18 protein-coding genes are annotated in these 19499 nt (G+C 64.7%); 6 read left to right on the top strand and 12 right to left on the bottom strand.

The annotated features are described in order from the left end of the window. Positions 1-193: 193 nt before the first annotated feature. Both RFA01S_RS19420 and RFA01S_RS28410 read right to left on the bottom strand, forming a co-directional pair. Positions 194-865, bottom strand: a complete 672-nt coding sequence (locus tag RFA01S_RS19420; RefSeq protein WP_202902208.1) for a class F sortase — start codon at positions 863-865, stop codon at positions 194-196. Positions 866-872: 7 nt separating this feature from the next. Next, positions 873-2372, bottom strand: a complete 1500-nt coding sequence (locus tag RFA01S_RS28410) for an ice-binding family protein (protein ID WP_052060709.1) — start codon at positions 2370-2372, stop codon at positions 873-875. 405 nt (positions 2373-2777) lie between these two features. Here RFA01S_RS28410 and RFA01S_RS19410 point away from each other — a divergent pair, with 405 nt between their 5' ends. Beyond that, on the top strand, positions 2778-3455 hold the full coding sequence (locus tag RFA01S_RS19410; RefSeq protein WP_032407324.1) for a TetR/AcrR family transcriptional regulator C-terminal domain-containing protein: 678 nt from the start codon (positions 2778-2780) through the stop codon (positions 3453-3455). Positions 3456-3462: 7 nt separating this feature from the next. Here the strand turns inward: RFA01S_RS19410 and RFA01S_RS19405 are convergent, their stop codons facing one another. From RFA01S_RS19405 to RFA01S_RS19395, 3 genes are all read right to left on the bottom strand, one after another. After that, positions 3463-4188 (bottom strand): alpha/beta fold hydrolase, encoded by a 726-nt coding sequence (locus tag RFA01S_RS19405; protein WP_032407325.1) that lies wholly within the window; start codon positions 4186-4188, stop codon positions 3463-3465. Positions 4189-4192: 4 nt separating this feature from the next. Then, on the bottom strand, positions 4193-5905 hold the full coding sequence (locus tag RFA01S_RS19400; protein ID WP_052060710.1) for an MDR family MFS transporter: 1713 nt from the start codon (positions 5903-5905) through the stop codon (positions 4193-4195). A 92-nt stretch (positions 5906-5997) separates the two neighbouring features. Further along, a complete protein-coding gene (locus RFA01S_RS19395; RefSeq protein WP_371829109.1) occupies positions 5998-7299 on the bottom strand; it encodes an MFS transporter in 1302 nt (433 codons plus the stop codon). 79 nt (positions 7300-7378) lie between these two features. Here RFA01S_RS19395 and aroQ point away from each other — a divergent pair, with 79 nt between their 5' ends. From aroQ to RFA01S_RS19370, 5 genes are all read left to right on the top strand, one after another. After that, positions 7379-7813: a type II 3-dehydroquinate dehydratase gene (gene aroQ, locus RFA01S_RS19390; RefSeq protein ID WP_032375401.1), complete on the top strand. Its 435-nt coding sequence runs from the start codon at positions 7379-7381 to the stop codon at positions 7811-7813. Positions 7814-7876: 63 nt separating this feature from the next. Then, complete coding sequence (locus RFA01S_RS19385; protein WP_027498181.1) at positions 7877-8647, top strand: DsbA family protein; 771 nt, start codon at positions 7877-7879, stop codon at positions 8645-8647. 20 nt (positions 8648-8667) lie between these two features. After that, a complete protein-coding gene (locus RFA01S_RS19380; protein WP_032365300.1) occupies positions 8668-9252 on the top strand; it encodes a vitamin K epoxide reductase family protein in 585 nt (194 codons plus the stop codon). 119 nt (positions 9253-9371) lie between these two features. Continuing rightward, positions 9372-10877, top strand: a complete 1506-nt coding sequence (locus RFA01S_RS19375) for a C40 family peptidase (protein WP_032407326.1) — start codon at positions 9372-9374, stop codon at positions 10875-10877. A gap of 37 nt (positions 10878-10914) precedes the next feature. After that, complete coding sequence (locus tag RFA01S_RS19370; protein ID WP_081371372.1) at positions 10915-11706, top strand: acyl-[acyl-carrier-protein] thioesterase; 792 nt, start codon at positions 10915-10917, stop codon at positions 11704-11706. Here the strand turns inward: RFA01S_RS19370 and RFA01S_RS19365 are convergent. The 7 genes from RFA01S_RS19365 to RFA01S_RS19335 all read right to left on the bottom strand — a co-directional run bounded on the left by RFA01S_RS19365 (position 11610) and on the right by RFA01S_RS19335 (position 19489). Further along, positions 11610-13172, bottom strand: a complete 1563-nt coding sequence (locus RFA01S_RS19365; RefSeq protein WP_238325114.1) for an AMP-binding protein — start codon at positions 13170-13172, stop codon at positions 11610-11612. The genes RFA01S_RS19370 and RFA01S_RS19365 overlap by 97 nt on opposite strands. Further along, a complete protein-coding gene (locus tag RFA01S_RS19360) occupies positions 13063-13710 on the bottom strand; it encodes an energy-coupling factor transporter transmembrane component T family protein (RefSeq protein WP_032407328.1) in 648 nt (215 codons plus the stop codon). The genes RFA01S_RS19365 and RFA01S_RS19360 overlap by 110 nt, the downstream gene beginning before the upstream one ends. Then, positions 13707-14387 carry an energy-coupling factor ABC transporter ATP-binding protein gene (locus tag RFA01S_RS19355; protein WP_032381305.1) on the bottom strand — a complete coding sequence of 227 codons (681 nt, stop codon included), beginning with the start codon at positions 14385-14387 and terminating at the stop codon, positions 13707-13709. The genes RFA01S_RS19360 and RFA01S_RS19355 overlap by 4 nt, the downstream gene beginning before the upstream one ends. After that, positions 14384-15502 (bottom strand): thiolase family protein, encoded by a 1119-nt coding sequence (locus RFA01S_RS19350; RefSeq protein ID WP_032407460.1) that lies wholly within the window; start codon positions 15500-15502, stop codon positions 14384-14386. The genes RFA01S_RS19355 and RFA01S_RS19350 overlap by 4 nt, the downstream gene beginning before the upstream one ends. Beyond that, positions 15502-16650 carry an AMP-binding protein gene (locus tag RFA01S_RS19345; protein ID WP_032407329.1) on the bottom strand — a complete coding sequence of 383 codons (1149 nt, stop codon included), beginning with the start codon at positions 16648-16650 and terminating at the stop codon, positions 15502-15504. Before RFA01S_RS19345 ends, RFA01S_RS19350 begins: the two co-directional genes overlap by 1 nt. Continuing rightward, a complete protein-coding gene (locus RFA01S_RS19340) occupies positions 16647-17198 on the bottom strand; it encodes a biotin transporter BioY (RefSeq protein WP_239535631.1) in 552 nt (183 codons plus the stop codon). The genes RFA01S_RS19345 and RFA01S_RS19340 overlap by 4 nt, the downstream gene beginning before the upstream one ends. A gap of 158 nt (positions 17199-17356) precedes the next feature. After that, positions 17357-19489 (bottom strand): HNH endonuclease signature motif containing protein, encoded by a 2133-nt coding sequence (locus RFA01S_RS19335; RefSeq protein ID WP_052060711.1) that lies wholly within the window; start codon positions 19487-19489, stop codon positions 17357-17359. Between the last annotated feature and the right edge of the window lie 10 nt (positions 19490-19499).

Raw genomic sequence — 19499 nt, 5'->3', positions numbered from 1 at the left:
ACTCCGGTCATGCTTGCTGATGGCGTCGAATTCTGGGTCTCCAATGCCGGCACCACTGCCGTCACCGTGCCTGCAACTACGCAGCTCGCAAATCACGGGCACCTTCCGACCGTCTACCGCAGACCCCAAGGCGCGGAACGGCATGCAGATTTATCGACCTCGAACTCGAGCAGCCGGGCTCGAAAAGTAGAGGTCAGACCCGATCCGCGTAGACGACGATGTTGTCCTCGTAACTCGCGACATCCGAATCGAATTGGCCACCGCATGTGATCAGACGCAACCCTGGGTGGTCGAGATCGCCGTACACCTTCTGGGTGGGGAAAGCATCCTTCGGATATTGCTCCACAGCGCTGACGACGAACCGGACCGTACTTCCATCCTCTGCAGTGACGGACACATCGTCTCCCTGCTCCAGTTCGCCGAGTCGGTAGAAGACACCCGGGCTACCGGCCCAATCCACGTGGCCGGCAACGATCGACGGTCCCAGCTGACCCGGGATCGGCGATCCGGTGTACCAGCCTGCGGGAAAACCGCCCGGCGGGACCTCCATTGCTCCATCGGGATTCAACCCGAGGTCCATCACATCGGAATCGACACCGATCGCGTCGATCTCGATACGTTCGGGCGGAGATGCGACACCATCGGCCGAACCACCGCTCTGGGCAGGGACCGAATTGGGTTGAGCAACAACGTCAGCCGATGTCGCCGCTGACGTTCGAGTCGGAGCGGGTTCATCGACGGGTGTCGCACACCCCGACACGAGGGCCACCACCATCAGGCAGGCTGCTGCCGCAGCCCGCACTGCAACCCGGCGACGGGTCACAGTGCGGGAAACTTCTGCAGCAGTATCGATCTCAGTGTTCACGTGTTGCTCAGCGTCGACGACGGCTGAGCGCCAAGGCGGAGACCCCGCCTGCAGCGAGTACCAACAGCACAGCCCACATCGACGTCATCGACGCCGCGGTCGGCCGCACGCTGGTGCTGCCATCGCCCGTTTCGACTCCACCGTTGGGAATCTGGGTGATCTGGCCACCGGGGTTGTATGTACCCGGCTGATCAGGGCCGCCCGGCTGATCCGGAGTGCGCGGCTGATCCGGAGTGCGCGGCTGATCCGGAGTGCGCGGCTGATCCGGAGTGCGCGGCTGGTCCGGGGTGTTGGGCTGGTCCGGAGTCCGAGGCTGGTCCGGGGTGTTCGGCTGATCGGGAGTGCGCGGCTGGTCCGGAGTGTTCGGCTGATCCGGCGTGTTCGGGTTGTCCGGCACGTTCGGGATACCCGGAATCGGCGGAAGCGTGATGCCGGGGATCGGCGGCAGACCCGGGATCGGGGGTACTTCGATGACGATCGGCGGCGTACCGCCACCATCACCTGGTGTACCCGGCGTTCCGCCACCATCTCCGCCACCATCGCCGTCACCCGGCGTACCTGGCGTTCCGCCACCATCACCCGGTGTACCGCCGCCGCCACCCGGGGCGGTCGTCGTTGTCGTGGGTGCCGGTGTCGTTGTCGTGGGTGCCGGCGGTGTGGTGGTCGTGACCGGAGGCGTCGTGGTCGTGACCGGCGGCGTCGTCGTCACCGGAGGTTCGGTGATCCCACACTCCGCATTGCTGATTGTGTTCGAGTCGAGGGTGACTGCGCCGGTCAGAGCCAAGAGCCGTCCCCGCACATCGGCATCCGTCGTCGCGGTGATCGACGCCTGCGCCATGACCGTGCCGACGAAATCGGTGCCGGTGCCGAGAGTGGCCGAGCTTCCCACCTGCCAGAACACGTTGCACGGGCTGGCCCCGTTGATCAGCGAGACACTGCTGTTCGACCCCGTGATGAGAGTGGATCCAGCTTGGAAGATGAAGACCGCAGCGGAATTGCCTTGCGCATCGAGCGTCAGAGGCAGAGATCCGGTCAGTCCGAGTGTGTCGCCCTTGTACAAACCGGCGTACCGAGTGGTGCCGCCCAGCTCGACCGGGACCAGTTCAGGACCCGACCTGTTGGCAGCGTCGGTATATGCAACCTGCAGAGCAGCTTTCGCATTCAGTGCTCGTTCGTTCTTGTCATCTATGACGCCGTTGGTCACTTGGCCCTGCAGCAGTCCGCTGACGCTCGAAGGGTTCCCGTCACCTGGGCTCACACCCACGGAGCCGTTGATCACAGATCCACCCGCGTCGGTCACGGTGGAGCCGGCAAGAATTGCGTACGGATCTGCGGCACCGAGACCGACGGTGGGGACGGCGACAGCAGGTGATTGAGCGTCGGCCGAAGAGGCGTTGACCAGCATGAGTGCGCTGGTGGCCAGTGCGACGGTACCGACGAGGGGAATCAACGCCGAGCCCTTGCGTCGGGATCTGGACTGCGCAGGACGATGTTGCGGAGAGTACATGGTGTGTACCGATCTGTTCGAGGGGATGCGTGCGAGGCTTGTTGCCGCACAACGCTTTAGGGATATCGATTCCCCCGACGAGATTCGATGATGTCTGCAGAAGTACCACGACGATCGACGATGGTCACTGGAACGATCCAGGGGCGCCGAGGTCTCGCGGTATCCGTACTTCGATGGCGTCGCCGGCTGGCTGTTCAACTGCGCGACATGAGTAGAGGGGGCGGAGGCTCGTGGCCCACTCCGCAACAGCGAGTTTCCCCGTATCTCTACGGTGTAGGCCTACAGCACACCATGTGTAGGGTCGAGGGTCAAGCGAATGACGTTGGTGAACAATAAAATTGTTTGTCGACCGAAAGCCGTCGGCTTACCGCTTGTCTGAATAACCGAAGATGGTGGAGCAATGTGATGACCCCCTCGGATCGCAGCAGCCACAACTCTCGGGACAGAATCGACCACGAATTCGTCGTGTCGGCCGCCCTTGGCATCATCGACGACACCGGACTCGACAGCCTGACCATCCGCAGCCTGGCCGTCTCGATCGATCGCGACCCCATGACCGTGTATCGTTACGTCGCCACCAAGGAAGCACTACTCGACGCCGTTGCCGATTCGATTCTCGGCGACCTCGTGTCGGTGGACGGATCGGACACCGACTGGCGACGTCAGCTGACGATCTTCGGTCGGCACTATCGCGAACTCGCCTTGGCACATCCGCGCGCGGCCGTTTTGCTGGCGACTCGGCCGCGAGAAACTCCGCTGGGCCTGGGCACCACCAGGTCCCTGATGTCACTCGAAGGCATATTGGGCCTGTTTGCCACCGCGGGATTCACTGTCCCCGAGTCACTCTCGGCCTACCGATTGCTGATGTCGTTGCTCCGCGGTCACGTGCTCAGTGAAACGCAGGAGACGACGGACAACCCGGACGAGACAGTCGACAGACTCAGCCTCGCGTTACGCAGACTCCCTATCGAGGACTTCCCGATCATGTCCGTCCTGCCGCCCCTCATCACCACATACGACGGTGCCCACGAACTCGATCGCGGATTGGACGCACTGTTCGACGGCCTGCGTCACAACCCGTGACCACAGATCAGGCTCGGCGAATGGGCGCGAACGTCTGCACTGCATCCCGGGTGAAGAAGTCCAGCAATATTGCATTGCACAACGCGGGCTTCTCGACCAACACGCCATGCGAGGTACCCGGGACTATTGCCAGCTCGGCGACCGGCACACTGCGGTAGAACTCGGCAGCATGCTCGATGCTCACCTCGTCGTCGTCACCGATCATCACCAGAGTGCGCACCGACAACGCGGCGAGATCGCTAGCAGTCAGTGCGGGATCTGCACTGTGCATATCGTCGAGTCGCCGTACGAAATCGCTGCGGTCGGCATCGGCGAGACCGGACAACCCGCCGCCCCAACCGTCGCGATGAAAGACGCTCGCGACGCAGGCGAGACGATCCACCAGATCCGGGCGTTGCAGCGCCACCAGTAGCGCTACGACACCGCCGTCGCTGCACCCGGCCAACCGCGTCCGTCGCCCGACGACCTGCTCGATGAACGCAATGGTGTCGTCGACCATGTCCGAGAACGTCAACTCGGAGGAGAGACCAGGCCCGGAAACATCAGGGGTGCGGCCATGCCCTCGACGTTCGGGGGTGAACACCCGAAACGCCGAGGACAACCCGGCAACAGTGACATCCAGTGCTCGCGCATCAGCGCCCCCAGGATGGAGAAGGACCAGCGGTTCCCCGTCGCCCACCTCGGCGTACCAGGTGTCCACCGAGCCGAGCCGAACCCAGTTCTCCGAATTCACGCCATCAATGTAGACCCGTGCCCACGTCGTTCGCTCGCTCTTCGTCGCGCTCCTGCTGAGCTGCCGCCAGACCCGACATCGTGCGCAACGGCACCTCCTTGAGGAAGAGCACCAGGACGAATCCGAGGAGCATCAGGATCGACACGGCCAGGAACACGTAGTCCATCGCGTCGGAGAAGCCGATGCGGAACGGCTCGGCGAGCGCGGGATCGAGCTTCTGGATGAACGAACTGTCCTGCAAGGCACTACCGGCAACGGATGCATCACCCGAGGCGATGGCCTTCGCGAACCCGGACTCCAACGGATCGGCACTGGTGGCCGCGCTCTGCACGGCCTGCTGGAACGCGGGCGTCGAACCGGCGGCGACCAACGCATCGCCGGTCTTGGGCGTCAGCTGCGTGAACAACATCGAGAGGAACACCGCCACGCCGACCGTCGCACCGATCTGACGGAAGAACGTTGCCGCCGAGGTGGAGACGCCCATGTCCTTGGGCGGCATCGCATTCTGGATGGCCAACGTGAGCGGCTGCATCATCGAACCGAGACCGAGACCGAACACACCCATCACGACCATCGTCTGCCACAACGGAGTGTCGGCGTGCACGTAGTGGAACGTGAACATGGCGATCGCCATCAGCGCAGTGCCGACGATCGGAAAGATCTTGTACCGCCCCGTCTTCGAGATGATCGAACCCGACACGATGGACGCGATCATCAAAGCGCCGACGAGCGGCAAGGTCTGATAACCGGCGAGAGTCGGCGAGGAACCCTTGACCACCTGCAGGTACTGCGGCAGCAACGAGATGCCGCCGAACATGGCTGCGCCTGCAATGACACTGACGGCAATACACAACGAGAACAACGGGTTTCGGAAGAACCGCATGGGGATCAAGGCGTCGTCGCCCATCTTGGTCTCGGCGAGAACGAACGCGATGACGCCCACGATGCCGATCCCGAAGCACAGCAGTGCCCGCGGCGAACTCCATCCCCAGACGCGGCCCTGCTCGGCGATGATCAGCAGCGGCACGAGCCCGACGCTGAGAAGCACTGCGCCCCACCAGTCGACGCGGGCCTCGCGGCGGTAGACCGGCAGGTTCAGCACCCGCCAGACGACGACGAGCGCGATGATGCCGAGCGGAACGTTGATGTAGAAGACCCAGCGCCAGCCGGTGATGCCGAGAATGGACGACTGCCCGGCCAGCAGACCGCCGATGACCGGCCCGAGCACACTGGACGTACCGAACACCGCCAGGAAGTAACCCTGATACTTGGCCCTCTCCCGCGGGGGCACGATGTCGCCGATGATCGCCAACGCCATCGACATCAGGCCACCTGCACCCAAACCCTGCACGGCCCGGAAAGCTGCGAGCTCGTACATCGATGTCGCGATGCCGCACAGCATGGACCCGACGACGAAGATCGAGATGGCCGTCATGAAGAACGGCTTGCGCCCGTAGAGATCGGAGAGCTTGCCGTACAGCGGGGTCGAGACAGTGGACGTGATCAGATATGCCGTTGTCACCCAGGCGAGAACGGAGAACCCGTTCAGGTCGTCGGCGATAGTACGTACCGACGTGGACACGATGGTCTGATCGAGAGCCGCCAGGAACATACCCATCATCAGGCCCGACAGAATGGTCATGATCTCGCGGTGCGAGTACTCGCCACTCACCGCACTCGCTTCACGCTCGGCGGTCGCTTCAGGCTCGCTTACCATCTCTTTGTTTCACCTTTACGTAACGTTTGCTTGTGTCCTACAACGATATTCGGACCACCAGCATGCTCGTAGAAAGCCGACTAAGTAAAGGTTTATTTGCGGCGCATCCGGTCTCGGACCTCGCGCATCGTGTGCGGGTGGATGCCGTCGGCCGCGAGCACCTTGCGCGTCTTGCGCCGTGTCGCCAGCACCCCGATGATCGCGATGATCCACACGGGAAACTGCACCAGCATCGCGACCCGGAAACTGTCGAAGTCGTAACCGCCCATGGCGTCGAGAATCCACCCGATCGCCGCGATGACCAACAGCGATGCCAGGAAGCCTCCGATGTTGACCATCCCCTGAGCCGTCCCCAGATTGGCACTCGGATTGAACGTGCGGGCGAGGTCGAATCCGATCACCGACCCGGGCCCACCCACGGAAATCACCACGACGAGAAGAACGAGCAGCCACAGCGGCGCAGGTCCGGGCAGCGACAGCACGATGGCCCACATCGTGGCGTTGCTGACCATGATCGCCAGCACCAGCCAGGACCGACGCATCGGGTAGCGCCCGGTGAGCAAACCGAGCACGATGCCCGACGCCACCGCGGACAGCACCGACAACGTCAGCAGCGCTCCGGCCGTCGACGCCGACAATCCCTGAGCGGTGGTCATGTACGGCACACCCCACAACAAGGCGAACGTGGTGATCGAGAACTGGGTCCCCATGTGCGAGAAGAATCCGAGCCGGGTTCCCGGTCGTCGCCACACCTCGCCGATGGAGTCCAGCGTCTGTCGCAACGACGTCGGCTCCGGTTCCGGAGCAGTGCTGTCGTCGGGACGATCTCGAATCAGAGCGAGCGAGAGGACGAGTGCGAGCAAACCCAGTGCCGCCGCGCTACCGAAAGCGAAAGTCCACCCCGGCCCGTTCAACAGAATCAGAAACGGCACGGCCGAGAGCACCTGCCCGAGCTGACCCAGCAGCCCGGTCAACTGGGACACGATCGGCACCCGCCGCGGCGAGAACCAACGCGGCACCAGACGCAGGACCGAGATGAACGTCAGCGCGTCGCCGATGCCCACGAATGCACGTGCCGCCACCGCGACCGGCAGCGATTCGGTGAGCGCCAACGTTATCTGCGCCGACGCCATGATCAGCGCACCGGCAGCGATCATCTTGCGCGAACCGATCCGATCCAGCAGCACTCCGGCCGGAATCTGCATCGCCGCGTACACGACCACCTGCAGCACCACGAACGAGGACAACAGAGACGGGGAGATCGAGAACCGGTCCGCAGCGCTCAGCCCTGCGACCCCGAAGGCCGTCCGATGCAGCACCCCGATGACATACGCGAAGACACCGACGCCCCACACCACCCATACGGTTCTCCCCGTACTCACCGTCTTCCCAATGCTCACGGGGCAATTGTGTCAACCACGCTGTGGAATGATCGGACCCGGTAGTTCGTAGAGCAGGAAAGCGAGTGACGTCATGGCCAAGCAAGTGCTGGTGCTCAACGGTCCGAACCTGAACATGCTCGGCACCCGTCAGCCCGAGGTGTACGGCCGTGCCACCCTCGCCGACGTCGTCGCCCTGTGCGAGAAGACCGCCGCCACACACGGACTCGACGTGAAAGCAGAGCAGTCCAACCACGAGGGACAGTTGATCGACTGGATCCACGAGGCACGCGGGGTGGCGTCGGGCATCGTCATCAACCCCGGCGGACTGACCCACACGTCGGTGGCACTGCGTGACGCACTCGTCATCCCCGAGGTCCCGATCATCGAGGTGCACATCTCCAACGTGCACGCCCGCGAGGAGTTCCGGCACCACTCCTACGTCTCGCCGATCGCCAGCGGAGTCATCGCCGGACTCGGCATCGATGGATACCGATTCGCAATCGAAAGACTCGCAGTACTTGTCTGATACTGCACTTATTCGACACTGCTCTCATCTGACACTCAGGTTGTCCTGCATAAACTGGTCGCCGTGAACACCAGCAACAAGGCATCGAGAGACGGCAGAGCGTCCAAGGACATCCGGGCAATGCAGAACGGCGACAAGAATCGTCGAACGCTGATCCAGATCGTCGTCGCGGTAGTTCTCATCGCACTCGTTGCAGCCATTGCTCTGTTCATCGTCAACAAGGATTCGACGTCGGGTGAGGCATCTCCCGACGCCAGTTCCACATCGGGCCCGCAGCTGACGCCCACGTCGCTCACCGCGAACGGTGCCATACGTTTCGGCAACCCCGATGCCACCACTGTCGTCAGCGTCGTCGAGGACTTCCAGTGCCCGGCCTGCAAGGCATTCGAGTCGGTCAGCGGATCGACTCTGCAGCAGCTGGCCGACGCAGGCAACGTCGCCGTCGATTACCGTCCCATCTCCATTCTCGATCGCTTCTCGAACGGCACGATGTATTCCACTCGTGCTGCGAGCGCGTCGATCTGCGTCGCCGAGAACGATCGGGACAGTTGGATGAACTGGCACAACTCGATGTTCGCCGAGCAGCCCGCTGAGAACGGCAACGGTCTGCCCGACGACAAACTCGTCGAGATCGCCGCCGCAGCCGGTGCCGACTCCCCCGCCACCGCGTCGTGCATCACCGACGGCAGTTACACGGACTGGGTCACCACCCAGACGCAGACCGTCATCGGCGAGGGCATCAACGGAACGCCGAGCGTCCGCGTCAACGGCACTGACGTCGCCACTCCGACACCCGAGAACATCCTCGCTGCCGCCGCGGCAGCCGGAAACTGAGCAGCAACCGGTAACCGACCATGAGAACTCGCGCCGGCGCTGCAGTCTTCACACTCTTCAGCGCACTGGGGCTCCTCGCCGCACTGACCCTGACGATCGAACGATTCAAGCTCCTCGAAGACGCGTCCTACGTTCCGTCGTGCAGCCTGAATCCGGTGCTCTCGTGCGGGTCGGTGATGGTCACGAAGCAAGCTGCGCTGTTCGGATTCCCCAATCCGATCCTCGGAATCGTGGCGTTCTCCGTCGCTCTCGTCGCCGGTATCCTGTGGCTCGGCCGCGTCGAACTCCCGCACTGGTTCTGGCTCGGACTCAGTGCCGGTCTGCTGCTCGGCGAAGTGTTCGTGCACTGGCTGATCTTCGAGAGTCTCTACGAGATCGGTGCCCTGTGCCCGTACTGCATGGTGGTGTGGGCGGTGACGATGCCACTGTTCGTACTGGCTCTGAGCCGACTGATCAGCACCGGCTCCAGTAATCCGGACGAACGCCCGGGCACAGTCGGCCGTCTTTTCCTCGAATGGCGGTGGACGCTGCTCGCCGTGTGGTACGCAATCGTTGTCGCGCTCATCGGAATCCGGTTCTCGGACTACTGGGCATCGTTGCTCTGACAGTTTCGCAAAACTCATGAGTCGATCGGCTGCACCGTGCATGATGGTTGCAGCACCCGGGTGAGTCTGATCACAGCTCCTGGCTCGGGGAAGAACGATCGAGTAACAGGAGTCGAAGCATGGCAGGCGATCCCTTCGCAGTCATCGTTGCCGTCATCGTGTCTGCCGCAGGCGCAGTCGCCGGAACGGACGCCCCAGCTCCACTGCAGAATCAGGCGGTGAAGGATCAGGCAGCCGCGGTCGCCGCCGCTGCCGAGGACCAGGGCAAAACGATGTCCGATCAATGGGCAGACCTGATGGGCACCATGCCCGAACCCGCCGCCGACGTCGCAGACCGGACCCTGAACGACGCCGCCGAGGGACTGCACACCGCCGTCGAACCGATGCTGCCGGACCTGCCCGCGGTTGCCGAGATCGAGACGCCGGACGCTGCCGCAGCTGCAGGCGCTGCCGACACAGCTGCGCCGGGGGCGGTGTCCCCAGCTGCAGGGGCAGCCGTCACACAGGCTGCGATCACTGCCGGCGCCCCGCTACCCTTCAGTGTTTTTTCGTCGAATGCGGCATCCAGCGCCGTCGCCGGGCTCGCCACCGGCGCTCTGCAATTCGCCGGCCGGACGTACACCGCCGCCGACATCGCGACCCAGACGGCGTTCATGGCGTCGGCCGAAGCCATTCGGCGAGCACTGTTCCCCGGTCTACCCATCACGTTCACCGGCATCAATGTGGGCCCTATCGGTTTGGGTGCAGTGGGAGCAATCACCGCGTTCGTTCCGTGGTTGCAGAAGGCAGGCAACATCTGCGGCGGCGTCAAAGCCACAACGATTGCCGCGCTCTATGCCGCAGAGAACGGATTTCGATACGGTCCGACAGCTCCGGTATCGAGCACCGGCGCACAGGGACCCGGCCAGTTCATGCCGGGAACCTGGGCAACCTACGGCAAGGACTACGACGGCAACGGCGTGGTCGACGTCAACAGCATCGGCGACTCGGTCATGGCGTCGGGAACGATGCTGTGCGACATCTACGGACAGGTCGACGGCTGGAAGCGCGACGGCAAGGTCTCGGGCGACACGACGGACCTGACCCTCGCCGGATACAACGCCGGAGCGGGCGCAGTGTTGCGCTCGGGCGGAATGCCATCGGGGTCAGTCGATTACGAGACTCAGACCAAGCCCTACGTAGCGCGCATCCGGGCCACCGAGGCCCAGTTCGCGGCCATCCTCACTCCGTTCGCCGGGCTCGATCTCACCGGAATGGGCGGGCGGGCAGTGCAATTGGCGATGGATTACCTGGGCCTGCCGTACGTGTGGGGCGGCGGAAACATCAACGGGCCGTCCGGCGGCGGATTCGACTGCTCGGGCCTGACGTCCTACGCACTGTTCAAGGCCTCGGGCGGAAAGGTCACCCTGCCGCGTACGTCGGAGACGCAGTGGAACGTGGGCACCGAGGTGCCGATGGAGCTCGCCCAGCCGGGCGATCTACTGTTCGGCAACTGGGGCGCGGCGGGCCCGGGACACGTGGCGATCTACATGGGCAACGGGCAAATGGTGCATGCGCCCACCACCGGTGACGTGGTGCGGGTGGCACCGGTGTTCGACGGGATGCGAGCTCGCCACATCCTCTGACGGGTATCACGTGGGTCCACCCGCGTACAGTGCGGACGTGACCGATGCACGCGTGGAACCGGCCGGCTTCGACGACGAACTGGCACCCGAGCCGCCGCCCGGTGAAGGCTTCGAGACGAGCTGGCCAGTACGTACCGGCGACATCGACCCCAACAACCGACTCCGGTTCGACGGTGTCGCGCGCTACCTCCAGGACATCGGCACCGACAATCTCGACGCCACCCCTCTGGGTAAGACCGACCCGATGTGGATCGTGCGACGCACCGTCATCGACGTCTTCGAGCCCATCCACTTTCCCGACCGCGTGCACCTGCGGCGCTGGTGTTCCTCGATGTCGACGCGGTGGTCCAACATGCGGGTGGCGGTGACGACCCCCAAGGGTGGTCGCATCGAAACCGAGGGCTTCTGGATCAACATCAGCAAGGACACCGGCATGCCGACGCGCATCAGCGACGGGGCACTGGAGATGCTGGCCAAGACCACCGATCAGCACCGCTTGCGCTGGAAGGCGTGGCTGACCGAACCGGTACCGTCGCAGTCCCAGAGCGACGTCGAATTCCCTTTGCGCGCAACCGATATCGATCCTTTCAACCACCTCAACAACGCGGCGTACTGGCACGCGGTCGAAGAACTCCTGGTGGACTTGCCGCACCTGGCCGCAGCGCCCCACCGCGCCGTCATCGAATACCTCACGCCGGTGCTGGCGAACGAACGCGTGACGCTACGTCACCGCTACGAGGGCGGAGCGCTGACCGTCTGGTTCGTCGTCACCGGAGCCTCGGGCGAACCCACGGTCCGCACCGTCGCCAAGGTTGCACCCAAGGCCTGACGATCGAGCTTGCCGCGCGGGGTACGCGGCAAACCGTCGACGATCGCGATGACGACGGGCAGACTCGGGTCGGGTAGCAACGAACGCAGGTGCCGCCGTATCTGCGCCACCGTCGGTGAAACATCCTGTGCTACAACCACTCCGGCGACCGGTATCTCCCCTGCTCGGTCATCGGGCAGGCCCAGAACTCCGGCATCGAGAACACCGGGGACCGACAATAGCGCCGCCTCGATCGGGGGCAACTCGACCGTGAGGCCGGCTCGAACGATCGTCTCGCTGCCGCGGCCGAGCAAGGTCAACCGGCCCTGGTCGACGCTGCCGCGATCACCGACCGTCATCCACCCGTCGACCGGTCCGTCCGTCAGGGTGGTGTGCTCACCCACCCGACTCAGATAGCCGTCGAACAGCATGTCGCTGCGCACATGCAGCAGTTCTCCCCTGGTCTCCACCTCGACGCCGTCGAACAGCGCTCCCTCGATCTCCGCCCCCTCGATCCCCGCGCCCTCGGACGTTCGACGGTCGTACGAGACGAAGCTCAATTCCGACGCGCCGTAAAAGTGCGTCATGGTCGCGTTCGGTAGCACCGTGGCAAGTGCCGCCCGACCCGACTGCGGCCATCGCGCCGCAGACGAGAGCACCTCGCGGACGCTGGGGTACTGCACGTGCGACCGCGCGATGTCCCAGGCGATCGTCGGTACCGAATACAAGTGTGTCGGAACATCTTCGAGAGCAGCAGCCGCCGTGCGCAGGTCCACCGTCGCGCCGCGAGTAAGCCCGTGCAACGCACCGTAGAGAAAGTGCGTGTGATCGAGAGTTCCCGATGCAGACACTCTGTCGCCCGGACCGAGATCGAACAGAGAATCGGAACGGTCGAGCGTGGCCGCCCAGGACGCCTGATCACGAACGAACAATTTCGGTGGGCCGGTGGTTCCGGAGGTGATGCCCACGAGCAGTTCGGCGCTGCGTGCCGGCGGATCGACGCGCGCAACACGGTCGCCGGCGAGCTGCTCGGGTGCCAGCACCGCGTCGGCACCCCACCTGTGCAATCGTGCGTGCTGACGCGGATGCGCCACGATGAGCGACGGTGCAGTGACCGACATCGCGTCGACGAATTCGCCGGGTAGCAGATGCCGATGCAGCAGAACGACACTCACGCCGGCATGCATCGCTGCCGCGACGACGACCAGCGAGTCGATGTCCGACGTCGGCAAGACCGCGATGCGACGCATCCCGGCCATCGACCCGGCCGCACGTTCCACCCGACGCCACATATCCCGGTACGTGATCCGATCTGTCGCGTCGACGATCGCGATGTCCGCCCGATCGCAGTGCTGCGCTATCCGCGCGGTGAGAAGGTCACTCGTCATCTGCACCGTCATCATCCACACCGTCATCATCGACACCGTCGTCGTCCACACCGCGCGCCACCAGAGCGTCGCCCATCGCATCGGCGGTACGGAGCGCACGCACCAACACCGGTGTGGCCAGGGCCGTCATCGACCACTGCAGGCCGCGGGCCTTTCTTGCCTGCGACACTTCTTGCACGATCGACGCCAACAACGGTATGCAGCGAATGGCAAGGGCCAGAAGCAAACCGATTCGATCCGGGTCGACGCCGAAGCGGCGGACGGGACCGAGGGCTCGGGTGACGGTATCGAGCATGTCGGTGACCCGGGTGGTGAGCGTGACCAATGCGGCCAACGCGACGGAGACGATCAGCACTCCGCAGACCACCACTGCGCGTTGCCAGGTGGTGATGATCACCTGGAACACCCCTATGATCAGCAGCATCCACAGCACCGGACGTAGTTGCGCCAGAGCGACTTTCACAGGGATGCGGGCGACCGCGAACAGTACTGCGACCACCACGGCAACCACACCGACCTCGAGGGGTGTGCGTGCAAAAATCACCGTCGCCAGGATGGCAACGATCAGCGCCAGCAGTTTCGATCCCGGACTCACCCGATGCAGCAACGAATCACCGGGGCGGTAGAGACCGATCATTCGATCAACTCGCGGTAGGCCGGGACCGCGGCAGCCGGGGTGCCGTCGAACGCGATGCGGCCGTCGTCGATGACGATGACGCGCTCGAAGCCGTCCAGCAACGCCAGCTGATGAGTCACGACGATGACCTGCTGGTCCATCGAATTCAAGGCGTCTGCGACGACGCGGCCGTTACGCAGATCGAGCAATGTCGTCGGCTCGTCCGCGACGATCACCTCGGGCCGCCGGATAAGGACGGCCCCGATGGCGAGCAACTGCTTCTGTCCACCGGACAGCAGGTGAGCAGGGTGGTCGCGGTGCCGATCGAGTCGAAACCTGACGAGCATCTCGTCGACACGCTCGGCCACCTCGGTCTTGCTGAGCCCGGACCTCCGTAGCGAGAACGCGAGATCCTCAGCGACGGTGGGCATGACGATCTGAGAGTCGGGATCGGTGAAGACGAAGCCGACCTTCTTGCGGACCTGCGCGCCCTTCTTGGCCGCGTCGATTCCGTCGACCGTGACCCGGCCGGTATCGGGCTTGATCAACCCGTTGATCATGCGGGCCAGCGTGGATTTCCCCGATCCATTGGACCCGATGATGCCGATACGGCGTTCGTCGAATTCGAGATCGATGCCGCGCAACACCTGCCGCTCGCCGAAGGCGTGAGAGATGTTCTCGAAGGCGACCGTACTCATGACACTCTCTCCACCAGCATTGCTATTCCCTGCCCGCCGCCGATAGCGCAGGCCGCCAACCCCAGCGCGGGGCCTCCGGGCTGCAGCATACGAGAGAGCAACCGCACCAACAATATTGCGCCCGACGCTCCCCACGGATGCCCCATTGCGATGGCACCACCGTCCGGGCAGATGCGGTCCTCGTCGATGCCGAGCTCGTCCGCGACGGCAAGCACGACCGACGCGAAGGCCTCGGTGATCTCGACTGCTTCGATGTCGCTCAGCGCCACCCCGGTGCGGGCGAGCAGTTTGTCGATCGCGGGTACCGGTCCGAGCCCGGGAAGGGCAGGATCGGACCCGGCAACAGCGCTGCCGAGAATGCGCAGCGCCGGCATGCCCGCGGCGCGGTCGAGGGTGGTCATTGCCAACACGGCTGCGCCGTCGGAGATTCCACACGAATTACCGGCGGTCACGGTCCCGTCCGTGCTGAACGTGGGGCGCAGCCTACCCAGGCGCTGCGTCGTCATGTTGGGCCGAATGCGCTCGTCGGTAGCCATGTTGTTCACAGCCACGATTTCCGCGGAGAAGTCGTTCGCTGCCGCTCGGGCGAAAGACCTTGCGGCATAAGCGTCTTGGCTTTCGCGGCCGATCCCACGACGCCGTGCGAGGTGATCCGCCGCAACCCCCATGTCCGGGTCGTCGAACCCGTCGGGTGCGAACGGCGCTCGGGTGTAGCGGACCGGCTCCGCGTCGCCGACGGGCGGCCAGAACCGCCACGGGCTGGTACTTGCAGATTCGACTCCCCCGGCCAGAATCATCGTCTCGTCGCCGCTCCGGATGCGCGACGCGGCTTGGGCGAGCGCGTCCAACCCGGATCCACACTGGCGATCGACGGTGACCCCGGGGACGGCGAACCCGAGCCCGGCACCCAACGCCGCCACTCGGGCGACGTCACCGCCTGGGCCGAGGCAGTTGCCGAGAATCACGTCGTCGATCGGAACACCGAGCGGATCGATCTCTGCAGCAACAGCTTTCAGAACCGGTACCGCCAAGTTAGGTGCCGTGACATCGGCGAACCCGTGCCCTGCAATGCCGATCGCGGTGCGTTTACCCGCGACAACAACGGGTGTGGGCATCACGCCAGTGCTCCTCTAGCCAGCAGTGCCCCGCGTGCGATTTTTCCGCTGGCGGTGCGGGGCAACTGCTCTACCACCGTCCACCGCCTCGGTAGTGCCTCTTTGGTCATGATCGCTCGGGCATCGGCGCGCACCACGTCCAGATCGCGTGAACCGTCGAGTTCGATCACGGCAGAGACGGTTTCGCCGAGAATGGAGTGCGGGGTCCCGATCGCCGCGGCGGCGAGGACGCCGTCGATCGAGACCAGAATTCGCTCGACGTCCTCGGCGATCACGGTGGTGCCACCGACGTTGATCGCCGCATCTCCGCGCCCGTGGACGACGAGTTCCCGGCCACGCACGTCGGCCAGGTCGCCGACGGCGAACCAATCACGTGCACTCCAGGCGGCGTAGGGGGACCGCACGAACAGGTAACCGTCGTCGGTGCGCACCTCGACGTCGCGAAGCAGCGCCAGCGTCGGCTGCTCACCCACGACCCTCGCTGCGATCAAGGACAACTCGGCGGCCCCATAATATTCGACCAGTCTCACGCTGTCCGGAACAGACCGAGCTGCAACGGAGTCCAGCATCGTTCCAGCAACGACCGCAATCCGAAGGTGCGGCATCCGCGGAGCGACGTCCCGCAACACAGCGGGGACCGCATGTACCACCGTGGCCTGCGCCTGATCGTCGGTGACACAGGCACCGAGCCACAGCGCATGCAAGGCCGCGAACAGATGCATCGTGGCGTGCAGGGGTCCGGTGATCGCTACCGAATCGGTGGGACGGATGCCGGTGATGTCGGTGAACTCGGCGAAGCTGTCGACCCACGACGCCGCGGTCCGCGCGAGCGGCTTGGGTTTGCCGGTGGAACCGGAGGTTGCAACCAGCAGGAAGGCGTCGGGGTCGGGGTCGCCGCTGCGTTCGGGCCTGGCGGCCGGGTCCTCGACTCGCACCGCGCACCCCTGCCGAGCCGCCGCGACAACACAGACCAACGCGTCCGGCAGATCCAGTGCTGATGCGTCGTGTGATTGGGCGTCGTGAGATTGGGCGTGTGCCGGGAGGTGAGGCCACTGCTCGACGGCGGCGTCGAGTTCGGCGTAGGTGAGACTGCGACCGCGCCAGACGATGGCGGAGTCCTGGCCTCGACCTCCCAGCGTAAAGGTCACCTCTTGATCAGTCCCGGGTAAGCGCGGTGCACGCTCTTGGCCACGACCGTGGCGACGACGACCTTCGCGATGTCGCCGGGCAGGAACGGTCCGTTGGTGGTGATCGCGGCCCAGAGCCCGACGTCGGTGCGGAGCAGCAATCCGATGGTGCCGAAGATGTAGATAACGAGGATTCCGCCGACGGCGTTGATCAGCAGTCCGAGCACGATCGAGTACTTCGGCAGGATGCGGGCGGTGAGCCAACCGATGATCAGCGCTGCCGGAATCCAGCCGATCAGGTATCCGACGGTGGGGCCGGCCATCGCCGCGAGGCCGGTGCGTCCGCCCGCCAACAGCGGCAGGCCGATCATTGTCAGGGCGAGGAACACGAGTACTGCGGCCGTGCCCTTGCGTGGTCCCAGAACTGCGCCGGCCAGGATGATGCCGAGGGTCTGCAGGGTGATCGGGACTCCGGAGAAGCCCACCGTGATCGATCCCGGCAGTCCGAGCGCGGCGATGAGCGCCGCGAACACCGCGATCTGCGCCATGTCGCGGGCGGAGACGTTCATTCGACCGACCTTACGGCTCGGCGGGCGAGTACTGCTGTCGATACCTGACACGGTGGCTCCTCGAGGAAGGGGCGATCACCTGCCCCAGATACTTGAACGGCGTTCAAGGTAGCAGGTGCGTGGCCCTGACCACCTATCGGGCACCGGCAGTCCCGGCGTCAGAAGGGCGCGGGATCGTATCGACTCCAGTCCTGTCGTATGCGTGCGTGTACAACGCGGCAATGTTCGAGATAGGCCCGCCTCTTCTCGGCGAGCCGCTTCCTCGCCATGTCCGTCGAGGCAGCACGGAAGTCCGCGAGCGTTGGGGCTGCGGACCCGCTGTAGTCGAGTTCCCATCGGGTGGGTTCGGACAGGGACGTCTCCTTCCCTGAAGACCGCTTCGGACGTCGGCTGCGACCCGCGTGCGATCCGATCGAGAAGTCCGGCAACGTGATCGAGCGCAACCCGAGCGAGTTCGACCACAGAATCACCCCTCCGGCCACCATCGCCGCCGACCACGTTTTCGAGGTCTTCGCCTGATGATGGAACACGCACACCGGTTGAAGATTGGTCACGATGGTCCAACCTCCCCGCCGCGGATCGTCTTTGTCGAACGGCACCAGATGATCGATCTGGCACCGCGCCGACGGCACGTCGCAACGGGGGAACGTGCACGTGCGATACGCGGCCCGAACGACAGCAGCGACGCGGGCACTGGGTCGATAGGTCATCGCAGCCTGAGATGGACTGCGCTCCCCGCCGTGGCCGTCGGGAAAGATGCCCCGAGCACGCTCGGGCTTCTCGGCAATCCATGCGAGCCACCGCGCGACCAGCCCATCGCGGACAGACTCCTCCCCCAGCACAGGGGCTGCGGGTGAATTCGCGCAGTCACCTGCCCCGCGTATCGACGGAAGCTCGCCGGCAGCGCGCACGCGCCCGATGCCCACCACTCGACGTAGCAACGAACCGGTCGACAACCGCAAGCCTGGGTCCTGACCGCTACCCGGGTGCTTACTGCTGCCCGGGTCTCGACCGCTGCACTCACCGCGCTGCGAGCCTCCAGCGCCGTCCGGGCCTCTTCCGCGACGGTCGTCCTGGTCGCCGGCGCCTGGACCCGCGTCGCCGTCGGAATCGCCGTCGGGACCGGAATCGCCGTCAGGGCCGGACTTGCCATCAGGATTCACGTCGTTCGGGTCACCGCCATCCGGCCCTCTGCCAGACGGTCCTCCACCTTTCGGGTTATCGCCCTCAGGGCCTTCGTCGCCCTCGTCGTCGTCGCCGCACTCACCGCCCTCAGGGCCGTCGTCGCCCTCGCCGCCCTCGCCGTCGTCGCCGTCGTCGGAACTGTTTCCCTCGGGTTTGAGCATGTCGACCAACTCGGTCAGCATGGCCTGCCATTTCGCGTCGGTGGCGACGATGCGCGCCACCTCCGGATCGATGGGCGTCCCGTCCGCCAAGGACGCGGGATCCGAGGACAGTCCCAGCAGCGTCTCCACCGCCACCACGATCTGAAGGAGATGCCCGCGCCGAGCAGGGAGATCATCGGTGCCACCCGCAACCGGGCAGTCGTCACCCAGATCGCACTGACAGGCCAGCGAATGTTCGCCGTGTAGCAACGCCATCAGTCCCGCCGCCCGCAGCATCCCCGTCGACCGCGGATCGTCCTTGCAGACAGTCCGCACGATCTCGACGATGAGCGCATCCGCTTCGGCCGCCTCGAGATGCGTGATTTTTGCGATGAGCGACGAAATACCGCCGGGACCGGTGCGGTCGATCCGCACTCCGACTTCCTCCGACTTCGCGGTCTCGCGAGCCTGCGCAGCGCCGTCCGGATCGGCCCTCATCCACAACCGCCAGATTCGATTCCGCAAGGCCTGCGGACGCATTCGGCCCCCTGCGGCGCAGACCTCATATTCGATTGTCGAGATGGTCTCGTCACTGGCGCGATGCAACACCGAGGTGATGGTGACCACCGTCGACCAGTCGAAGCTGCCGGTCACGAAACGCAAGGCCGTCAACGGCATTCGATGTAAACGCTCGGCGACATCGTGCACCACCGACGCATGGCGACGCGTGCCGGTCATCGTCACGGCCAAGTCGCACAAAGCGCCGCGGACGGTCTCGCCGGGATCTCCGTCAGCGGCTTCGGCGGCCTCGAGACGCATCTCGAGTACGTCGCAGTATGCGAGCAAAGTCGCTGCCCGAGCGAGGTTTTCCTGAACACGGCTGAGCGCGATGACATCGAGAAACCCCGCGATACAGTCATCGACCGACGGCGTCTCCACCGCTCCCCACCCCCCGGTATCGAACATGTATTCGATA

The organism is Rhodococcoides fascians NBRC 12155 = LMG 3623 (genome assembly GCF_001894785.1).
GTDB lineage: Bacteria > Actinomycetota > Actinomycetes > Mycobacteriales > Mycobacteriaceae > Rhodococcoides > Rhodococcoides fascians.
This window is presented reverse-complemented; position numbering and strand designations above follow the sequence as displayed.